14 protein-coding genes are annotated in these 18,485 nt (G+C 68.1%); 12 read left to right on the forward strand and 2 right to left on the reverse strand.

Annotated features, from left to right (window positions below):
• The 7 genes from infB to truB form a co-directional block, all read left to right on the forward strand.
• The coding region (infB, locus tag KIK15_RS13865) for a translation initiation factor IF-2 (protein WP_214245322.1) at positions 1-2,017 on the forward strand (2,017 nt) is incomplete at its 5' end.
• A gap of 185 nt (positions 2,018-2,202) precedes the next feature.
• Positions 2,203-2,661: a 30S ribosome-binding factor RbfA gene (rbfA, locus tag KIK15_RS13870; protein WP_214245323.1), complete on the forward strand. Its 459-nt coding sequence runs from the start codon at positions 2,203-2,205 to the stop codon at positions 2,659-2,661.
• Between the two features lie 242 nt (positions 2,662-2,903).
• Positions 2,904-3,845, forward strand: a complete 942-nt coding sequence (locus KIK15_RS13875) for a bifunctional oligoribonuclease/PAP phosphatase NrnA (protein ID WP_214245630.1) — start codon at positions 2,904-2,906, stop codon at positions 3,843-3,845.
• Positions 3,842-5,212, forward strand: a complete 1,371-nt coding sequence (locus KIK15_RS13880) for an MATE family efflux transporter (protein ID WP_214245324.1) — start codon at positions 3,842-3,844, stop codon at positions 5,210-5,212. Before KIK15_RS13875 ends, KIK15_RS13880 begins: the two co-directional genes overlap by 4 nt.
• A 93-nt stretch (positions 5,213-5,305) precedes the next feature.
• The gene (locus KIK15_RS13885; protein ID WP_214245325.1) at positions 5,306-6,274 is read left to right on the forward strand and encodes a metallophosphoesterase; all 969 of its coding nucleotides are present in this window, start codon (positions 5,306-5,308) and stop codon (positions 6,272-6,274) included.
• Between the two features lie 11 nt (positions 6,275-6,285).
• Positions 6,286-6,942, forward strand: coding sequence for a 4'-phosphopantetheinyl transferase (locus KIK15_RS13890; RefSeq protein WP_374222863.1), 657 nt, complete (start codon positions 6,286-6,288; stop codon positions 6,940-6,942).
• Positions 6,939-7,856: a tRNA pseudouridine(55) synthase TruB gene (gene truB, locus KIK15_RS13895; RefSeq protein ID WP_214245327.1), complete on the forward strand. Its 918-nt coding sequence runs from the start codon at positions 6,939-6,941 to the stop codon at positions 7,854-7,856. The genes KIK15_RS13890 and truB overlap by 4 nt, the downstream gene beginning before the upstream one ends.
• Before the next feature lie 9 nt (positions 7,857-7,865).
• On the opposite strand, the gene KIK15_RS13900 is transcribed toward truB, so the two are convergent.
• Complete coding sequence (locus KIK15_RS13900) at positions 7,866-8,594, reverse strand: metal-dependent transcriptional regulator (RefSeq protein ID WP_214245328.1); 729 nt, start codon at positions 8,592-8,594, stop codon at positions 7,866-7,868.
• A gap of 116 nt (positions 8,595-8,710) precedes the next feature.
• Here KIK15_RS13900 and KIK15_RS13905 point away from each other — a divergent pair, with 116 nt between their 5' ends.
• The 4 genes from KIK15_RS13905 to KIK15_RS13920 all read left to right on the forward strand — a co-directional run bounded on the left by KIK15_RS13905 (position 8,711) and on the right by KIK15_RS13920 (position 14,186).
• Positions 8,711-9,688: a bifunctional riboflavin kinase/FAD synthetase gene (locus KIK15_RS13905; protein ID WP_214245329.1), complete on the forward strand. Its 978-nt coding sequence runs from the start codon at positions 8,711-8,713 to the stop codon at positions 9,686-9,688.
• A gap of 138 nt (positions 9,689-9,826) precedes the next feature.
• Positions 9,827-10,096, forward strand: coding sequence for a 30S ribosomal protein S15 (rpsO, locus tag KIK15_RS13910; RefSeq protein ID WP_214245330.1), 270 nt, complete (start codon positions 9,827-9,829; stop codon positions 10,094-10,096).
• Positions 10,097-10,592: 496 nt separating this feature from the next.
• Entirely contained in the window at positions 10,593-12,857 is a 2,265-nt protein-coding gene (locus KIK15_RS13915) for a polyribonucleotide nucleotidyltransferase (protein WP_214245331.1), read from the forward strand.
• Positions 12,858-12,872: 15 nt separating this feature from the next.
• Entirely contained in the window at positions 12,873-14,186 is a 1,314-nt protein-coding gene (locus KIK15_RS13920) for a M16 family metallopeptidase (RefSeq protein ID WP_374222864.1), read from the forward strand.
• A 21-nt stretch (positions 14,187-14,207) separates the two neighbouring features.
• Here KIK15_RS13920 and KIK15_RS13925 read toward each other — a convergent pair whose 3' ends face one another.
• Positions 14,208-15,719, reverse strand: coding sequence for an amino acid permease (locus KIK15_RS13925; RefSeq protein WP_214245332.1), 1,512 nt, complete (start codon positions 15,717-15,719; stop codon positions 14,208-14,210).
• A 213-nt stretch (positions 15,720-15,932) separates the two neighbouring features.
• Between KIK15_RS13925 and KIK15_RS13930 the strand changes: the two genes are divergently transcribed.
• A complete protein-coding gene (locus tag KIK15_RS13930) occupies positions 15,933-18,482 on the forward strand; it encodes an alpha/beta fold hydrolase (protein WP_214245333.1) in 2,550 nt (849 codons plus the stop codon).
• Positions 18,483-18,485: the final 3 nt, after the last annotated feature.

Raw genomic sequence — 18,485 nt, forward strand, 5'->3', positions numbered from 1 at the left:
TGGCGGTGGTGCGCCCACGGGTGCGCCGGCCGGCGGTCCCGCGGGTGGTTTCCGCGGCCGTCCGGGTGGCGGTGGTGGCGGCGCACGTGGCCGCGGTGGCGCGGCCGGCGCGTTCGGCCGCCCCGGTGGCGCCCCCCGCAAAGGTCGTAAATCCAAGCGGCAGAAGCGGCAGGAGTACGACTCGATGCAGGCCCCAGCCGTCGGTGGCGTGCGGTTGCCTCGTGGCAACGGCGAGACCATCCGGTTGGCCCGCGGCGCATCGCTGTCGGACTTCGCCGACAAGATCGATGCCAACCCGGCCTCGCTGGTGCAGGCGCTGTTCAACCTCGGTGAGATGGTCACCGCGACCGAATCGGTCAACGACGAGACGTTGGAGCTGCTCGGCGGCGAGATGAACTACGTCGTGCAGGTCGTCAGCCCTGAGGACGAGGACCGCGAGCTGCTCGACAGCTTCGACCTCTCCTACGGCGAGGACGAAGGCGGCGAGGACGATCTCGAACAGCGTCCGCCTGTGGTCACCGTCATGGGCCACGTCGATCACGGCAAGACCCGCCTGCTCGACACGATCCGCAAAGCCAACGTCCGCGAGGGTGAGGCCGGTGGCATCACCCAGCACATCGGCGCCTACCAGGTCCTCACCGACCTCAACGGCGAAGAACGGCTCATCACCTTCATCGACACCCCCGGTCACGAGGCGTTCACCGCCATGCGTGCCCGAGGCGCGAAGTCGACCGACATCGCGATCCTCGTGGTGGCGGCCGACGACGGAGTCATGCCGCAGACAGTGGAGGCGCTCAACCACGCCCAGGCCGCCGATGTGCCGATCGTGGTGGCGGTCAACAAGATCGACAAGGAAGGTGCGGATCCGACCAAGATCCGCGGCCAGCTCACCGAGTACGGTCTGATCCCCGAGGAGTATGGCGGCGACACGATGTTCGTCGACATCTCCGCGCGGGAGAACCTCAACATCGATGCGCTGCTCGAAGCGGTGCTGCTGACCGCCGACGCATCCCTGGACCTGCGGGCCAACCCGGACATGGACGCACAGGGTGTCGCCATCGAGGCGCACCTCGACCGCGGTCGTGGCCCGGTGGCCACCGTGCTGGTGCAGCGCGGAACGCTGAAGGTCGGCGACTCCATCGTCGCCGGTGACGCCTACGGACGTGTCCGTCGCATGGTCGACGAGCACGGCGAGGACGTCGCCGAGGCGACTCCGTCGCGACCGGTCCAGGTGATCGGGTTCACCTCGGTGCCCGGCGCCGGCGACAACCTCCTCGTCGTCGACGAGGACCGCATCGCCCGGCAGATCGCCGACCGTCGCAACGCGCGCAAACGCAACGCGATGGCGGCACGGACCCGCAAGCGCATCAGCCTCGACGACCTCGATGCCGCGCTGAAGGAGACCAGCCAGCTCAACCTGATCCTCAAGGGCGACAACTCCGGAACCGTGGAGGCCCTGGAGGAGGCGTTGCTGGGCATCGACATCGGTGACGAAGTGCAGCTGCGCGTCATCGACCGTGGGGTCGGTGGCGTGACCGAGACCAACGTCAACCTGGCCTCGGCCTCGGACGCCATCATCATCGGGTTCAACGTGCGCGCGGAGGGCAAAGCGACCGAGCTGGCCAACCGCGAAGGCGTCGACATCCGGTACTACACGGTGATCTACCAGGCGATCGACGAAATCGAGAGCGCGCTCAAGGGCATGCTCAAGCCGATCTACGAAGAGGTGGAGCTCGGCCGCGCCGAGATCCGCGCGATCTTCCGGTCGTCGAAGGTCGGTAACATCGCGGGCTGCCTGGTCACCTCCGGCACCATCCGACGCAACACCAAGGCTCGCCTGCTGCGCGACAACTTGGTGGTGGCCGAGAACATCTCGGTCTCCACGCTGCGGCGCGAGAAGGACGACGTGACCGAGGTCCGCGACGGATACGAATGCGGACTCACGTTGACCTACAGCGACATCAAGGTCGACGACATCATCGAGACCTATGAGTTGCAGGAGAAGGCCCGTACGTAGTGATGAGTGTCGTCGACGGACATCAAGGTCGACGACATCATCGAGACCTATGAGTTGCAGGAGAAGGCCCGTACGTAGCGTTTGCGCAACGTACACACGGTGATTCGCGGCGCGTGGTCAGGGTGGTACGCCATCCTGGCCGCGCGCCGCGGCATCGACGTCGTCAGAATCAGGAGTGGACAGACATGGCCGACCCGGCCCGCGCCCAACGGCTCGCCAAGCGGATCTCCACCATCGTCGCCTCGGCGATCGGTACCGAAATCAAAGACCCGCGCCTCAACTTCGTCACGATCACCGACACGACGGTCACCGCAGACCTGCACGACGCGACCGTCTACTACACGGTGATGGGCGAGTCTGTCTCCAGCGAGCCCGACTACGAGCGGGCCGCCGAAGGACTCGCACGAGCCACCGGGGTCCTGCGTTCGCTGGTGGGTTCGGGGACCGGGGTGCGGTTCACCCCCACCCTCACCTTCAAACCCGACACCGTGCCCGACGCCGCCCGCGAGATGGAGGAGCTCGTCGCCCGGGCCCGGGCCCAAGATGAGCTGCTGGCACGTCAGCGCGAGGGCGCAACCCCAGCCGGTGAGGCCGATCCCTACCGCTCTTCGAGTTCGGAGCCTGATGACGAGTCGGCGTCGTGACGCCGTCGCGGCGCCGGTGACGATCACGCGACAACACGATGCTGAGGCCACCGGTACGAGGGCAACTGATTAGGATCGTCAGACCGGTTCGGCTCGACCGGCAGCGTGGGAGAAGATCGAGGTGACCGGCGATCGGAGGCAGGGTGACTCAGGGAGGAACCGGGTTGTCGTCACGTGATGCCGCCGAGGCTGCCTCCCAGCACGCGCCCGCAGATCACGCCGAGAAGCCACCCCGATCCTCCGTGGCGCGCGTGGCCGAGGCGCTGGCCGGCGCCGACGCTGTCACCGTCCTGTGTCACATCCGCCCCGACGCCGACACCATCGGCAGTGGCCTCGGGCTGGCCATCGCCCTGGACCGGCTGGGCGTGGATGTGGAAGTCGGATTCCCCGGCCCGTGGGCGCTGCCTGAGGCACTGGCTGCGCTGCCCGGTGCCACGATGATCCTCGATCCGGCCGACCTCCTCGGACATCCAGTGGCCATCGCGCTGGACTGCGCCAGCGTCGAACGCCTCGATCATCTGGCGCCGCTGTTGACCGAGGCGCCCACATCGATCGTCATCGACCACCACGCGTCCAACGGCGGCTACGGCCACATCGACCTCATCGATCCCGAGGCTGACTGCACCGCCGAGCTGGTCCTCGCCGTGCTCGATGCGCTGAACGTCGAGATCGACCGCGACATCGCAACCTGCCTGTTCGCGGGACTGGTCACCGACACCGGCTCGTTCCGTTGGGCCCGCGCGGGATCGCACGCCGTGGCCGCACGGCTGCTCGCCACCGGCGTCGACGGACCGGGCTGGACCCGACGCCTGCTCGACACCCACAACTTCGGGTGGCTGGCCATGGTGTCGTCTGCACTGGACTCGGCGGTCTTGCGGCCCGACGCCTTCGGCGGTGCCGGGTTGGTCTACGCCCATGTCGACCACCACTCCAGCCAAGCCATCGACTGGGCCGAGGCCGAGAGTGTGATCGACCTGGTGCGCACGGTCGGCGACGCCGACGTCGCGGTGGTCTTTAAGGAGTCCGACCCGGGCACGTGGTCGGTGTCGATGCGATCGCGGTCCAAAGTCGATCTGGTGCCGTTGGCCGTGTCACACGGTGGCGGTGGCCATCCCCACGCCGCCGGCTTCAGCGTGCACGGTACCGCTGACGAAGTCGTCGCGGTGTTGCTCGCCTCGGTATGAGCGGCGCTTCACCTCCCTCCACCACGCGCGTCCTCCGGCTGGCGGCATCGGCCCTGGTCGTGCTCATCGCCGAACCGCTCTATCTGCTCGAAGACCTCGCGGTCGTCGGTCGCTTGGGTGCGACACCGTTGGCCGCCTTGGGTCTGGGCACGCTGATGCTCGCCGTGGTCAGCACCCAGCTGACCTTCCTGTCCTACGGCACCACCGCGCGCGCGGCCCGCTGGTTCGGCCAGGGTGATCGGCGCGCTGCCGTCGCCGAAGGGGTGGCCGCGAGTTGGCTTGCGCTGGTGGTCGGTTCGATCATCGTCGTCATCATCTGGCTGGTGGCCCCGACCGTCACCACGGCGCTGGCCTCGGATCCCGCGGTCGCCGACGACGCGACCGGATGGTTACGCATCGCGGTCGTCGGGGTGCCGCTGATCCTGCTGTCCATGGCCGGCAACGGGTGGATGCGGGGGGTGCAGGACACGCGTCGACCCATCGCCTACGTCGTCGCGGGCCTTGGGACGGGGGCGGTGCTGTGTCCGGCCCTGGTCTTCGGGTGGGGGCCCGCGCCGCAGCTGGGTCTGCACGGCAGCGCGGTGGCCAACCTCGTGGGCCAGTCGATCACCGGGGCCCTGTTCGCCTGGCGGCTGAACGTCGAGGTTCGCGCATCCGGTGGCGGGTCGACACGCCACCGACCCGACCTAGGTGTCATCCGTGCACAACTCGTCCTGGCTCGTGACCTGATCGCTCGCAGCCTGGCGTTCCAGGTGTGTTTCGTCTCGGCCGCGGCGGTGGCAGCGCGGTTCGGGGTGGCCGCATTGGCCGCCCACCAGGTGGTGTTGCAGCTGTGGAACTTCCTGGCGCTCACCCTCGACGCACTGGCCATCGCCGCGCAGTCCCTGGTGGGTGCCGCACTTGGTGCTTCGGCACCCGGCGTGGCCCGGTTCGTGGCGCGGCGGGTCACCGCACTGTCGGTGGGGCTCGCCGTGGTGTTGATGGCAGTGTTGACGGTGGGGCGTGAGCCGTTGCAGCGGATCTTCACCAGCGATCGAGGCGTCCTCGACGTCATCGACACACCCTGGACATTCCTTGTGCTGATGGTGCCGATCGCGGGGGTGGTGTTCGCGCTCGACGGGGTGTTGCTCGGTAGTGGCGATGCGCCGTATCTGCGGACCACCACGTTGCTCAGCGCCGTCGTCGGATTCCTGCCCGCCATCTGGTTGTCGCTGGTCTTCGACTGGGGACTGGCCGGAATCTGGACGGGTCTGTGCCTGTTCATGGTGCTGCGATCGGGTGCGCTACTGGCCCGGATGGCCTCTGGGCGCTGGACCGAGACCGCGCTGGCCGCAGTACCCCGCGACCGACGCGAGCCGGCCGAGTGACTGTGGGGCTGTGGGGGGTCACGCGCCCGGCACTACTGTTGGGTTCGCACGCTGCCGTCGGATCGGCGGCGACTCGATGATGAGAGGAGACCGGTGGCCACGCTCTGGGCGATCAGCGACCTGCACGTCAGCCACCGGGGCAATGACGAGATCGTCGAGCGCATCCGACCGTCGGCACCGGACGACTGGCTGATCGTGGCCGGCGACGTCGGCGAACGGACCGACGACATCGTCGACACGCTGCGCCGATTGCGGGCCCGCTTCGACACGGTGATCTGGGCTCCTGGCAACCATGAGCTCTACACCACCTCGAAGGATCCGCTGCAGTTGCACGGTGTGGCCCGCTACGACTACCTGGTGCAGGCCTGCCGGGACGTCGGGGTGGGAACACCAGAGGACATCTACCCGCTGTTCGACCCCGGCGACGGTACCGCCTCGGTGCGCGTGGTCCCGATGTTTCTGTTGTACGACTACACCTTTCGGCCCGAAGGCACCACCAGCAAGATGGCGGCCCTGGCCGTGGCGCGCGAGAACAACGTGGTCGCCACCGATGAGTTCCTGCTCTCCCCGGAGCCCTTCGGCACCCGCGACGCCTGGTGTCGCGACCGGATCAGTCGGACCCGCGCGCGCCTGGATGCGCTGGACCCGGTGGAGAAGACCATCCTGATCAACCACTGGCCGCTGCGGCGGGAACCCACCGACACGCTCATGTACCCGGAGTTCGCCCTGTGGTGCGGCAGTGAGCTGACCGCAGACTGGCACACCCGCTACAACGCCGCCTGCTGCGTCTACGGACACCTGCACATCCCGCGCACCACCTGGTACGACGGTGTGCGATTCGAAGAGGTGTCGGTGGGCTATCCGCGCGAGTGGAAACGCCGCGGCCTGCCAGAACCGTTGCTGCGCAAGATCGCCCCGGACGGGGGAGTGCGCCCCGAGGATCTGCCCGAACACGGTGCCCGGTTCGACCTCCCGCCGGATTACCAGGAACGGGCGGCGGAGTTCAAGGAGCGGCTCGAAGCCCGGCGGGCGGCCTCGCGAGCACGCCGAGAGGAGCCCTGATGTCGAACTCGTTGATCACCGACGTGTTGGGTCCCGGTGCCGTGGCGCATGAGGCGTTCGGCGACCCCGAGGAGTTCGAGTTGTTGCCCGGCGAGGTGTCGCTGGTGGCGCGCGCGGTGGACAAACGTCGGCGGGAGGTGACCACCGCTCGCGGTCTGGCCCGTCGGGCGCTGGCCGATCTGGGGGTGGGCGAGCAGATCCCGATCCTGCGGGGTGAGAAGGGTCAGCCGCTGTGGCCGCGGGGTGTCGTGGGCAGCATGACCCACACTGATGGCTATCGGGCGGCCGTGGTCGCGTATGCGCTGCAGTGGCGCTCGGTCGGTATCGACGCCGAGGTGCACGACGCGCTGCCCGAAGGGGTGCTCGACCACATCAGCCTGCCCGCCGAACGTGACGTGCTGGCCACCCGGCCGGCGGGCATCAGCTGGGACCGGCTGCTGTTCAGTGCCAAGGAGGCCACCTACAAGGCCTGGTTCCCGATCACCGAGCGCTGGTTGGGGTTCTCCGACGCCCACATCACCTTCGAACAGCACACCGAGGACTCCGGGGTGTTCCACAGTGAGATCCTCGTCGACGGTGCCGCCGTCGACGGCGGTGCTCCCATCCGAACTCTCGATGGCCGCTGGCGGGTGGGTCGAGGTCTGGTCGTCACCGCCATCAGCACATGAGTGACGCGCCACGTTCCGAGAGTGCCCAGGTGGCAGCCGCAGGTCTGGTGATCATCGACAAACCCGCCGGGATCACCAGTCACGATGTGGTCGCTCGATGTCGAAAGATATTCGGCACCAGGCGGATCGGGCACGCCGGCACCTTGGACCCGATGGCCACCGGGGTGCTGATCCTCGGGGTGGAGCGAGCCACCAAACTACTGGGTCTGTTGTCGCTGACCACCAAGTCCTACCTGGCGACCATCCGGCTCGGCGCATCCTCGGACACCGACGACCGCGACGGCGAGATAGGCGCCCGCAGCAATGTCGCTCACCTCGACCGCACCGACGTCGAGACGGCGATCGCCGGGTTCGTCGGGGAGATCGATCAGGTCCCGGCCCGGGTCAGCGCGATCAAGGTCGACGGTCGCCGCGCGCACGCTCTGGCCCGTGCGGGCGCGGAGTTCGAGCTCGCGCCGCGCCGGGTGACCGTCACCCGCTTCGAGGTGCTCGATGCTCGGCAAGTCGAGGGCTGGCTGGATCTCGATGTGGCCGTGGACTGTTCGTCGGGCACCTACATCCGTTCGCTGGCTCGCGATCTCGGCTCGGTGCTGGCGGTGGGAGGCCACCTGACCGCGCTGCGTCGAACGGCGGTGGGGCCGTTCACCATCGAGCACGCAGCCACCCTGGAGGCGATCGCCGAGCACGGCCGGTTGAACCACCCGATCGACGAGGCCGTGTCCTTGGCGTTCCCGCGGCGGGTGATCGACGACGAGGAAGCCGAATCGATCAGTCAGGGCCGCTGGCTCGAGCCGATCGGGATGAGTGGGGTCTACGCCGCGGTCGACCGGCAGGGTCGTGCGATCGCGCTGCTCGAGGAGAAGGGTCGACGAGCGGGTTCGGTGCTGGTCATCCGACCGGCGACGCTGCGGTGAGCCGATCGGTCACCGTCGGGGTGGCTGGGAAGGCTCGGTCTGCAACCAGATCGCGCGGGTCGCGATGTCGCCCAGGTCGATTGGTTCGGCATCGTCGACGCTGACCGAGACAGTGCCGGCGAACGGACGCTGCTCGAGGACCTCGATGTGGCGGTCCAGGGCGATGTCGACCGAGTCGAAATAGCGCAGCATCGCCGGGTCGGTGTCGGCGATGCGTGCGACGCGTCCACCGGTTCCCGGCCCGAACTCGGCGAGCTGACGAACACTGGACTGCGGTACCTCACCGTCGGCGTTGGGGATGGGGTCGCCGTGCGGATCGCGGGTGGGGTGGCCGAGTTTCGCGTCGAGCCGATCCATCAGCCGATCCGACATGGCGTGTTCGAGGATCTCGGCTTCGTCGTGCACCTCGTCCCACCCGTACCCGAGCTCGCGCACCAGGAACGTCTCGATCAGCCGGTGTCGCCGGACCATGAGAACGGCGGCGGATCGTCCGGTGTCGGTGAGAGTGACCGAGCCGTACCGCTCGTGCGACACCAGGCCTTGATCAGCGAGTTTTCGCACCGCCTCGGACACCGTCGACGGTGAGACCGACAGCTTCTCGGCCAGCAGCTTGGTGGTCACCTTCGTCGAGGTCCACTCCTGGGCGGTCCAGATGATCTTCAGGTAGTCCTGTGCGACCGTCGTCAGATCGGTGACCGGGACCGGGGTGCTCGATCCACCGGCTGCTGCGGAGGGCATGAGCTGAGCTTAGCCAGCCCCACCGGTGCGACCCGTCGGCCCGGCGTGTCGCAGACGTGCACCGCGTTCGGTGCGCGGGGGTGGTTGTGCATCGGGCACCCCCGTAGGCTGACCCTGTGTTGCGATGGCGAGGTCTGGAGGACATCCCCGCGGACTGGGGTCGGTGTGTCGTCACGATCGGTGTGTTCGACGGCGTCCATCGTGGTCACGCCCAGCTGATCGCCACCGCCACGTCGGCGGCCCGGCGACTCGGTGTGCCGACCGTGCTGATGACCTTCGATCCACATCCCGCCGAGGTGGTACGTCCCGGCAGTCACCCACCGCAGCTGTCCACGTTGACCCGACGGGCGGAGTTGGCCGAGGAACTCGGGGTGGACGTCTTCTGCGTCATGCCGTTCACCCCCGGGCTGGCGGCACAGTCGGCCAAGGATTTCGCCCATCAGGTGCTGGTCGAAGGCTTGCACGCCACCGGGGTGGTGGTGGGAGCCAACTTCACCTTCGGACGCAAGGCTGCGGGCACTGTGGAGGTCCTCGCCGAACTGGGCCGGACCTTCGGGTTCGAGGTCCAGGCGGTGTCGCTGCTCGGTGAGCAGGGCGGAGACGCCAACAGCAACGGCGTCACCATCTCCTCGACCTACATCCGGTCCTGCGTCGCCGCTGGCGATGTCGAGGCCGCAGCCGAAGCGCTCGGTCGCCCGCACCGGGTCGAGGGGGTGGTGGTGCGCGGTGACGGCCGCGGGCGTGAGATGGGATTCCCCACCGCCAACGTCGCCCCGCCGATGTATTCGGCCATCCCCGCCGACGGCGTGTACGCGGCCTGGTTCACCGTGCTCGGTGCGGGACCTGTCGTCGGGCAGGTGGTCCCGGGGGAGAGCTACCGGGCCGCTGTCTCGGTGGGGTCCAATCCGACGTTTTCCGGGCGCACCCGCACAGTCGAGGCCTACGTCCTCGACACCCAGGCCGACCTGTACGGACAACACGTCGCCGTCGACTTCGTCAGTCGTCTGCGCGGTCAGGTGACCTACTCGGGTCGCGACCCGCTGATCGATCAGATGAACCTCGACGTCGAGGCCACCCGAGCTGCCCTGGCCTGAACCCGTCGCCGACGGATTTGGGCAGGTCGGGTTCGCGCGGTAGCCTCGCAGATCGGTACGAGCTGCGGTTCGCGGTGGCCGTACCAGGGGCACCGGCTCCGAACATCCCGACGCGGACGTCATCACAGGAGTTCCACCATGGCTTTGACCACGGATCAAAAGAAGACCATTCTCGCCGAGTACGGCCTGCACGAGACCGACACCGGTTCTCCCGAGGCGCAGATCGCGATGCTCACCAAGCGCATCAGTGATCTCACCGAGCACCTCAAAACCCACAAGCACGATCACCACAGCCGTCGTGGTCTGTTGTTGCTCGTCGGTCGTCGTCGCCGTCTGCTCAAGTACGTCGCCAAGGTCGACGTCGAGCGCTACCGCTCGTTGATCGAGCGTCTGGGCCTGCGTCGCTGACGTACCCCAGCACAGGTGTCCCCGATGCCGCCACCAGAACACTGGTGGCGGCATCGCTGTCATCTGGGCTCGGCGGCGGGCTGCTCGGGTGGCGGCACGCCCGTCGGTGTTCTCTCTCCGTCGTTCTCCCTCCGTCGCTCCGGTGTGCGGTTGGCACGCGCGGTGTGACGGTCGGGTCACATCTGGGTGATATCCTGGCCACGGACTCGTAACCACGAGACGGCCTTGTCGACACGCGTGCCCCGCGTTCGAACGATCGGTCTTCGGTAGTGGCTGCCGGAACTGCTGTGGTTCCGGCCGCTTCGATCGACGGCCGTCGGCGAACGGATCGTCCGCCCCCGCAGTGAGCGGGCGCCGCGCACCTGCCGGCACTTCTCTCGAGGTAACGGTCCAGGCGCCACCCACCGGGTGCTCGCCCTGATCGGTCGCCACGTGCGGCCACCGAAGCGTGCGCACCCGTGTGTGCGCCGCCTCGAACGAGAGGATTTCCCCACACATGACCGATGTGACCACCGTCGACACCGAGTTCGACGACGACATCACTGAAGCGACCGCAGTCATCGACAACGGTGAGTTCGGTACCCGCACCGTCCGTTTCGAGACCGGTCGGCTGGCCCAGCAGGCTGCAGGCGCCGTAGTCGCCTACCTCGACGACGAGAACATGCTGCTCTCGGCCACCACCGCAGGCAAACAGCCCAAGGACCAGTTCGACTTCTTCCCGCTGACCGTCGACGTCGAAGAACGCATGTACGCCGCCGGACGCATCCCCGGATCGTTCTTCCGTCGTGAGGGCCGTCCCTCCACCGACGCGATCCTGACCTGCCGCCTGATCGACCGGCCGCTGCGTCCGTCGTTCGTCGACGGCCTGCGCAACGAGATCCAGGTCGTGGTCACCGTGCTCAGCCTCGATCCCAACGACCTCTACGACGTCGTCGCGATCAACGCCGCCTCGGCATCCACCCAGCTCGCCGGACTGCCGTTCTCGGGTCCTGTCGGTGGCGTGCGAGTGGCCCTCATCCCGACCGAGACCAACCAGTCCGGCCAGTGGGTGGCCTTCCCGACCGTCGAGCAGCTCGAGGACGCAGTCTTCGACATGGTCGTGGCCGGGCGCATCGTCGACACCGGCAACGGCTCGACCGACGTCGCGATCATGATGGTCGAGGCCGAGGCCACCGAGAACGTCATCGACAAGATCGCCGCCGGCGCCCAGGCGCCCACCGAGGCGATCGTGGCCGAGGGCCTCGAGGCTGCCAAGCCCTTCATCGCCGCACTCTGTGAGGCGCAGAAGCAGCTCGCCGCATCCGCAGCCAAGGAGACCGGCGAGTTCCCGCTGTTCCCGCCGTATCAGGACGACGTCTACGCCGCGGTCGAGGCCGCGGGCAAGGACCGTCTCGGCGAGATCCTGTCCATCGCGGGCAAGACCGAGCGCAACGACAAGACCGATGAGCTCAAGGCTGATCTGCTCGTCTCCCTCGGTGAGCAGTTCGCCGGACGTGAGAAGGAGATCGGTGCCGCCTACCGGTCGCTGAACAAGAAGCTGGTCCGTCAGCGCATCCTCACCGATCACTTCCGCATCGACGGCCGGGGCATCACCGACATCCGGTCGCTGTCGGCGGAGGTCGCGATCATCCCGCGCGCCCACGGCAGCGCTCTGTTCGAGCGTGGGGAGACCCAGATCATGGGTGTCACCACCCTGGACATGGTGAAGATGGCCCAGCAGATCGATTCGCTGGGGCCCGAGACGTCCAAGCGTTACATGCACCATTACAACTTCCCGCCGTATTCGACCGGTGAGACCGGTCGAGTCGGTTCGCCCAAGCGTCGCGAGATCGGCCACGGCGCGCTTGCCGAGCGTGCGCTGATGCCGGTGCTGCCCAGCGTCGAGGAGTTCCCCTACGCGATCCGGCAGGTGTCGGAGGCGTTGAGCTCCAACGGTTCGACCTCGATGGGTTCGGTGTGTGCCTCGACGATGTCGCTGCTCAACGCCGGTGTGCCCCTGCGTGCCCCGGTCGCGGGTATCGCCATGGGCCTGGTGTCCGACGAGGTCGACGGTCAGACCCGTTACGTGGCGCTGACCGACATCCTCGGCGCCGAGGACGCCTTCGGTGACATGGACTTCAAGGTCGCGGGCACCAAGGACTTCGTCACCGCGCTGCAGCTCGACACCAAGCTCGACGGCATCCCGTCGAGTGTGTTGGCCGGTGCGTTGGCACAGGCCAAGGACGCTCGGACCACCATCCTCGAGGTGATGGCCGAGGCGATCGACTCACCCGACGAGATGAGCCCGTTCGCGCCACGGGTCACCACGGTCAAGATCCCCGTGGACAAGATCGGCGAGCTGATCGGGCCCAAGGGCAAGAACATCAACGCGATCACCGAGGAGACCGGCGCCAACATCTCCATCGAGGACGACGGCACCGTGTTCGTCGGAGCCACCGATGGGGTCAAGGCGCAGGCCGCGATCGACCGTATCAACGCGATCGCTAACCCGCAGCTGCCCAAGGTGGGCGAGCGGTTCCTGGGAACCGTGGTCAAGACAACAGCGTTCGGCGCGTTCGTGTCGTTGCTGCCCGGTCGCGACGGCCTGGTCCACATCTCGAAGCTGGGTCAGGGCAAGCGGGTCAACAAGGTCGAGGACGTGGTCAACGTGGGCAGCAAGCTACGGGTGGAGATCGCCGACATCGATGACCGCGGCAAGATCAGCCTGGTGCCGGTGGCCGACGACGCCGCCGCCGAGGCTCCCGCGGCCGCGGACGCCTAGGCACTGAGCACTTCCATCTCGCGAGCGCAGCCCACCAGCGCACCTGCCGCCATCCGGCGCAGCGTGTTGCCTGGTGGGCTGCGTGTCGTGACCGAACACGTACCCGGGGTCCGTTCGGCCTCGGTCGGGCTGTGGGTGGGCGTGGGTTCACGCGACGAGAAGCCGTCGGTGGCCGGAGCCGCCCACTTCCTCGAGCACCTGCTGTTCAAATCGACACCCACCCGCACGGCGGCGTCGATCGCTCAGGAGATGGACGCCGTCGGCGGGGAGCTCAACGCCTTCACGTCCAAGGAACACACCTGCTTCTATGCCCACGTCCTCGACGAGCATGCCCGTGCCGCAATCGATCTGGTGGCCGACGTGGTGCTGCGGGGCCGCTGCGCGGGCGGTGACGTCGAGACCGAACGTGACGTCGTGCTCGAGGAGATCGCCATGCGCGACGACGATCACGAGGACCTGCTCGCCGACGCGTTCATGACCGCCCTTTACGGCGATCACCCGATCGGCCGACCGGTCATCGGGTCGATCGACTCGGTGTCATCGATGACCCGCACCCAGGTGCATTCCTTCCACACCCGCCGCTACGTCCCCGAACGCATGGTGCTGGTGGTGGCAGGCAACGTCCGGCACGCCGATGTGGTTGCTCAGGCACGGGATTCGTTTGCCGGACACCTCTCGCCGGAGCGAGTCGTCGCCGGGCCGCGACGGCGGTCGCTGCGTCCACCGGCCACCCGCAGCGGCCTGGAACTGATCAGCCGCGACACCGAGCAGGCGCACCTGTTGCTCGGGGTCCCCACACCCGGCATCGATGATCGGGACCGCCACGCCCTGGCCGTGCTCAACGCGGCCATCGGCGGGGGGCTCAGTTCGCGCCTGTTCCAACAGATCCGGGAAGAGCGGGGGTTGGCCTACTCGGTGTACTCCAGTGTGGACACCTACACCGACACCGGCGCCTTCTCGCTCTACGCCGGGTGTTCACCCGAGCGATTGGCCGAGGTGGCCACGGTGGGGATGGCGGTGCTGGGTGATGTCGCCGAGAACGGGATCACCGACGAGGAGTGCGCCCGGGCCCAGGGATCGTTACGGGGCTCGTTGCTCCTGGGGTTGGAAGACACCCAATCGCGGATGCATCGCATCGGGATGGCCGAGATCGACACCGGCACACACCGATCGGTCAACCATGCGTTGCGCCAGATCGACGCGGTGCGTCCGGCTCGGGTGGCCGCGGTGGCCCGCCACATCCTTGCCGCCACCCCCGCGGTGGCGGTCGTCGGCCCGTATCGGCGCGTGCGGGATCTACCGCGGTCGGTACGCGCTCTCGTCGGCTGAGCCGCCCGAGTCCCGGTGAGCTCAGCGGTCGAGTGTGTCGCCTGATGCCCGGGCCACCGCGCGTTCCTCTGCCGCCCAGGTGGATTCGAGTTTTCCGCCGGTGTGGTCGACGACTCTGTCTCGGATCACGAACCAGCCGATGACCAGTGCTGCGGCGATCAGCGGGATTCCGACGACCACCACGTAGAAGTCGACCTGGCCGCCCTCATGGTCGAGGTAGCCCGAGATGGCCAACCCGACGATGACCGTGGCCAGGAACACCAGGCCGATGATGCTGGTGTACGGGTGCCCGGGCGCTTGGAAGTCGCCCTTGGGGATGATCCCCTTGTCGACCAGAGACCGCAGCTTGAGTTGGCAGGCGAAGATGGTCCCCCAGGTGAACACGATCCCGATGGCCGCAGCCTCCAGCGCTATGTCGAAAGCGCGGCCAGGCACCAGCACGTTGAGGATCACGCCGAACACGTAGACCAGCGAGGTCATCGCGATCCCGGCCCACGGCACCCCTGACGAACTCATGGACGTGGTGAACGCCGGTGCCTGCTTGCTCATCCCGAGGCTGCGAAGCACGCGTCCGGTGGAGTACAGGCCCGAGTTCAGACTGCTCATCGCCGCCACGATCAGCACCAGCTGGATGACGCTGCCCATCCAGCTCACCCCGAGTTTGTCGAAGACGGTGACGAACGGGCTGGTCCCGGCCGTGTACGAGGTGGTGGGCAGCATCGCGCACAGCAGCAGGATCGACCCGATGTAGAACACGGCGATCCGGAAGATGACCGCGTTGACCGCGCGCGGAACCTCACGCGCGGGGTTCTCCATCTCCCCGGCCGCCACGCCGACCATCTCGATGGCGGCGTAGGCGAAGACCACCCCCGACATCACCAGGATGGGCCCGTACCAGTTGTAGGCGCCGGTGGTGGGCCAGAAGCCGCCGGGGTTGTCCCACAGGTTGGACAGGCCTGCCTGGTGGTCGCCGACGTGTACCGCGCCCACCACCACCACGATGCCCACCAGCAGAAACGCCACGATGGCACCCACCTTGAGCACGCTGGCCCAGAACTCGAACTCGCCGAAAGCCTTGGCGGAGAGCAGGTTGACCCCCAGGACCACCAGCAGCGCGATCAGCGCCGACACCCAGTTGGGCATGTCCGGGGCCCAGTAGCGCACATAGACACCGACCGCCGAGAGTTCGGCGATCCCGGTCAACGCCCAGTTCAACCAGTACATCCACCCGGTGACGTAGGCCGCCTTCTCGCCGAAGAACTCACGCATGTACGACACGAACGCCCCACTGGTGGCGCGATGCAAGACCAGCTCACCCAGGGCCCGCATGAGGAAGTAGGCGATGACGCCGGCGACGGCGTAACTGACCAGCAGTGCCGGTCCGTTGGCGTTGAGGCGTGAGGCCGAACCAAGGAACAGTCCTGTGCCGATGGCGCCGCCGATGGCGATCATCTGAACCTGACGACGGCCCAGGGATTGCTGGTAGCCGACCTGCTCGGCGTCGAGGTGAGCGTTCGTCTCCGATGCTGACATGTATTTGATTCTCCTCACTACATGTTTTGTCGGCCTCACCCGGGGTCAGTCCGACGCCGCGACACCGCCCGTCCGCGCTGGGTGGGGGGCTCGCGAGCGACGGCGTCCAGACGTCTGTCCGAGTGGTTTGTTACCCTCGGCGTGAGGCCGGGGGGCCTCGATCTCGATTCATCTCGGCCCGTGGGGGGTTCGGTGTCTTCGTCAACTGTCGTCATGTCGGCGCGACCGCCGGCCGATCGCCGATCTCCTGACCGGCTCGACGCCCACAAGTTCGCTTCACTGGCGCAGGCGATCACCGCTCACGCCGCGCTGCGCCCCGCCGAGGCGGCGCTGGTCACCGCAGCGGCCACCGTGACCTTCTCGCAGTTGCACACCCGGGTGCAGGCCACGTGTCCGGTGGTCCGCGCCCACAGCGGTCCCACGCGGCGTCCTGTGGCGGTAGACATGGACGGCACGATCGAGTCCATCGTGACCGCGATCGCCGTGATCGTCGCCGGAGTGCCGCTGGTCCCGATCGACCCGAACCTGCCCGACGCCCGGCGAGCGCTGATGGTGGATCTCGCCGAGGCGCGCGTTCTCCACCCCGGTGATCTCGGGGGGTCGGTGTCGGCGCCGGAGTCGGTTCTCGTCGATGCCAGTCCCGAGGACCTCGCGATGATCCTGATGACGTCCGGTTCGGCGGGCGCGCCCAAAGGCGTGTTGTTGTCCCACCGTATGTGCCTGAGCAAGGCATACGACGTGATCGGGCCCCTGGTGCTCAGCCGCACCGACCGCCTGGGCAACCTGCTCCCGTTGGGATTCGGCGCGGGGATGAACACCCTGCTGGCCGGACTGCTGGCCGGGATTGCCGTCGTGTGCCGTGACCCGCGGATGACCGACCCGCAGGCCCTGCGGCAGTGGCTGCGCGACGAGGCGGTCACCACCGTGCACTGCTCGGCCTCGCTGGGTCGCGCACTGGCCGCCGCCGGGGGTGCGGGCCCCGACGAACTCGTCGACGTGCGGGTGCTGGTCTGTTACGGCGAGCCGATCGAGGGTGCGGATCTGCGTTCCATCCGCGCGGGCCTGGCGCCGGCGGCGACCCTGGTGAACTGGTACGCCTGTACCGAGAGCGGTGTGGTCGCGTTTCGTTCGTTCCCGCGGGATGCCGTCGTCCCCGATGGTCGCGTCCCGGCCGGGCGGGCAGTCCGTGGCCGCCAGATCATGATCGTGGGTCCGGACTCACGTCCGGTCGCGCCGGGTGAGGTGGGCGAGATCTGGATCGGTGGGGGCGACTTCGCCGTGGGATACCTCGGTGACCGTGCTCCGGCGACGGTGCGCACGGACTCCGGGATGCGCTGGTACCGGACCGGTGATCGCGGCCGGGTCGACGAGCAGGGCAGCTTGCACGTGGTCGGCCGGATGGCTTCGGCGGTCAAGATCCGCGGATACCTGGTGGAGCCAGGCGAGGTCGAGTCGGCGCTGCGACGCCACGCCGGTGTGCTCGACGCACTGGTCGAAGGGGTCACTCACGCCGGCCACAGCGAACTGGTGGCGCACGTCGTGCTGGACAGCGGTGTGGCCGACCGAAGCGCCCGCGCCGTCCGCGCCGCCGTGCGCGCGGACCTGCCGGACTGGATGGTGCCCCGGTTCGTCGAGATCTACGACGCACTTCCGCGCACCGAACGCGGCAAGGTGGACCGCCCGCGGCTGCGTCGACCGGTGGAACGCATCGGTGGCGACCGCGCCCCACAACCGTTGCGCACGTCGGACCTGACGCTGTTGGGCGTGGCCGACATGGTGCGCACGGTGATGGGCGGGGCAGACATCGGCGTCGACGACGACCTGATCGAGGCCGGCGCCGACTCGCTGGCCCTGACCACGATCCTGGCCCGGGTCACCGGCCATTTCCATGTCCGACTCGACCTCGCGCGGGTGGCCGCAGACCCGACTATCACCACCATCGCAGCCCTGGCCCGCGAGGCGGTGGCCGCCGATGCACGCACCCGGGACGGACTGTCGATGCTCGTCCCGCTGCGATCCGGCGGCACCCGGGCGCCGCTGTTCATCGTGCCGGGCGCGGGTGCGCCCGCAGTGTCGCTCATCCCGATGTCACGTCACCTCGCCGAGGGTCGACCGGTGTTCGGGCTGCAGGCATGGGGGCTGGAGAACCGGGGCCGACCCGACCGCTCGGTACCTGCCGCGGCCCGACGCTGCGTGGCGGCCATCAGGGACGTGGCCCCACACGGGCCGTACGTGATCGCCGGACACTCCATGGGAGCCCACATCGCGTGGGAGGTGGCGGGCCGGCTTCGCCACGCCGGAGAGACCGTCGAGGTCGTCGTGCTGATCGATCCGCATCTGTCCCAGCCGATGATCGAGCACCTACGCGCAGGCTCCGAGGCCGAGCCTGCGCTGCCCGCAGAACCGGCGGCGCAGTTGCACAGCGGCGCGACGCTGGACATCGGTCTGCGTCGGCTCATCGGCCTGCGGGTGAAGATGATGGTCGCCGGGCTGATCCAGTTCGACCCCCTCACCCAGTGGCTGCTCTTCTACAACCTCGGTATGGCCACCCTCGCTCGCCACCGACCGCGCGCCCTCGACGTCCCCACCGCAGTCCTGCGGACGGCCGACAACCCGCACGGGCGCGAGCACTGGTCGCTGATGGCCACCGGGCCGCTGCATCTCACCGACGTCCCCGGCGGGCACACCGACCTGCTGCGCGAGCCGCATGTGTCCTCAATTGCCAAGGCCGTCGACTCGGCGATCGACCGGCTGCGCGCTTGAGCT

Source organism: Williamsia sp. CHRR-6 (genome assembly GCF_018474015.1).
Taxonomy (GTDB): Bacteria; Actinomycetota; Actinomycetes; order Mycobacteriales; family Mycobacteriaceae; genus Williamsia_A.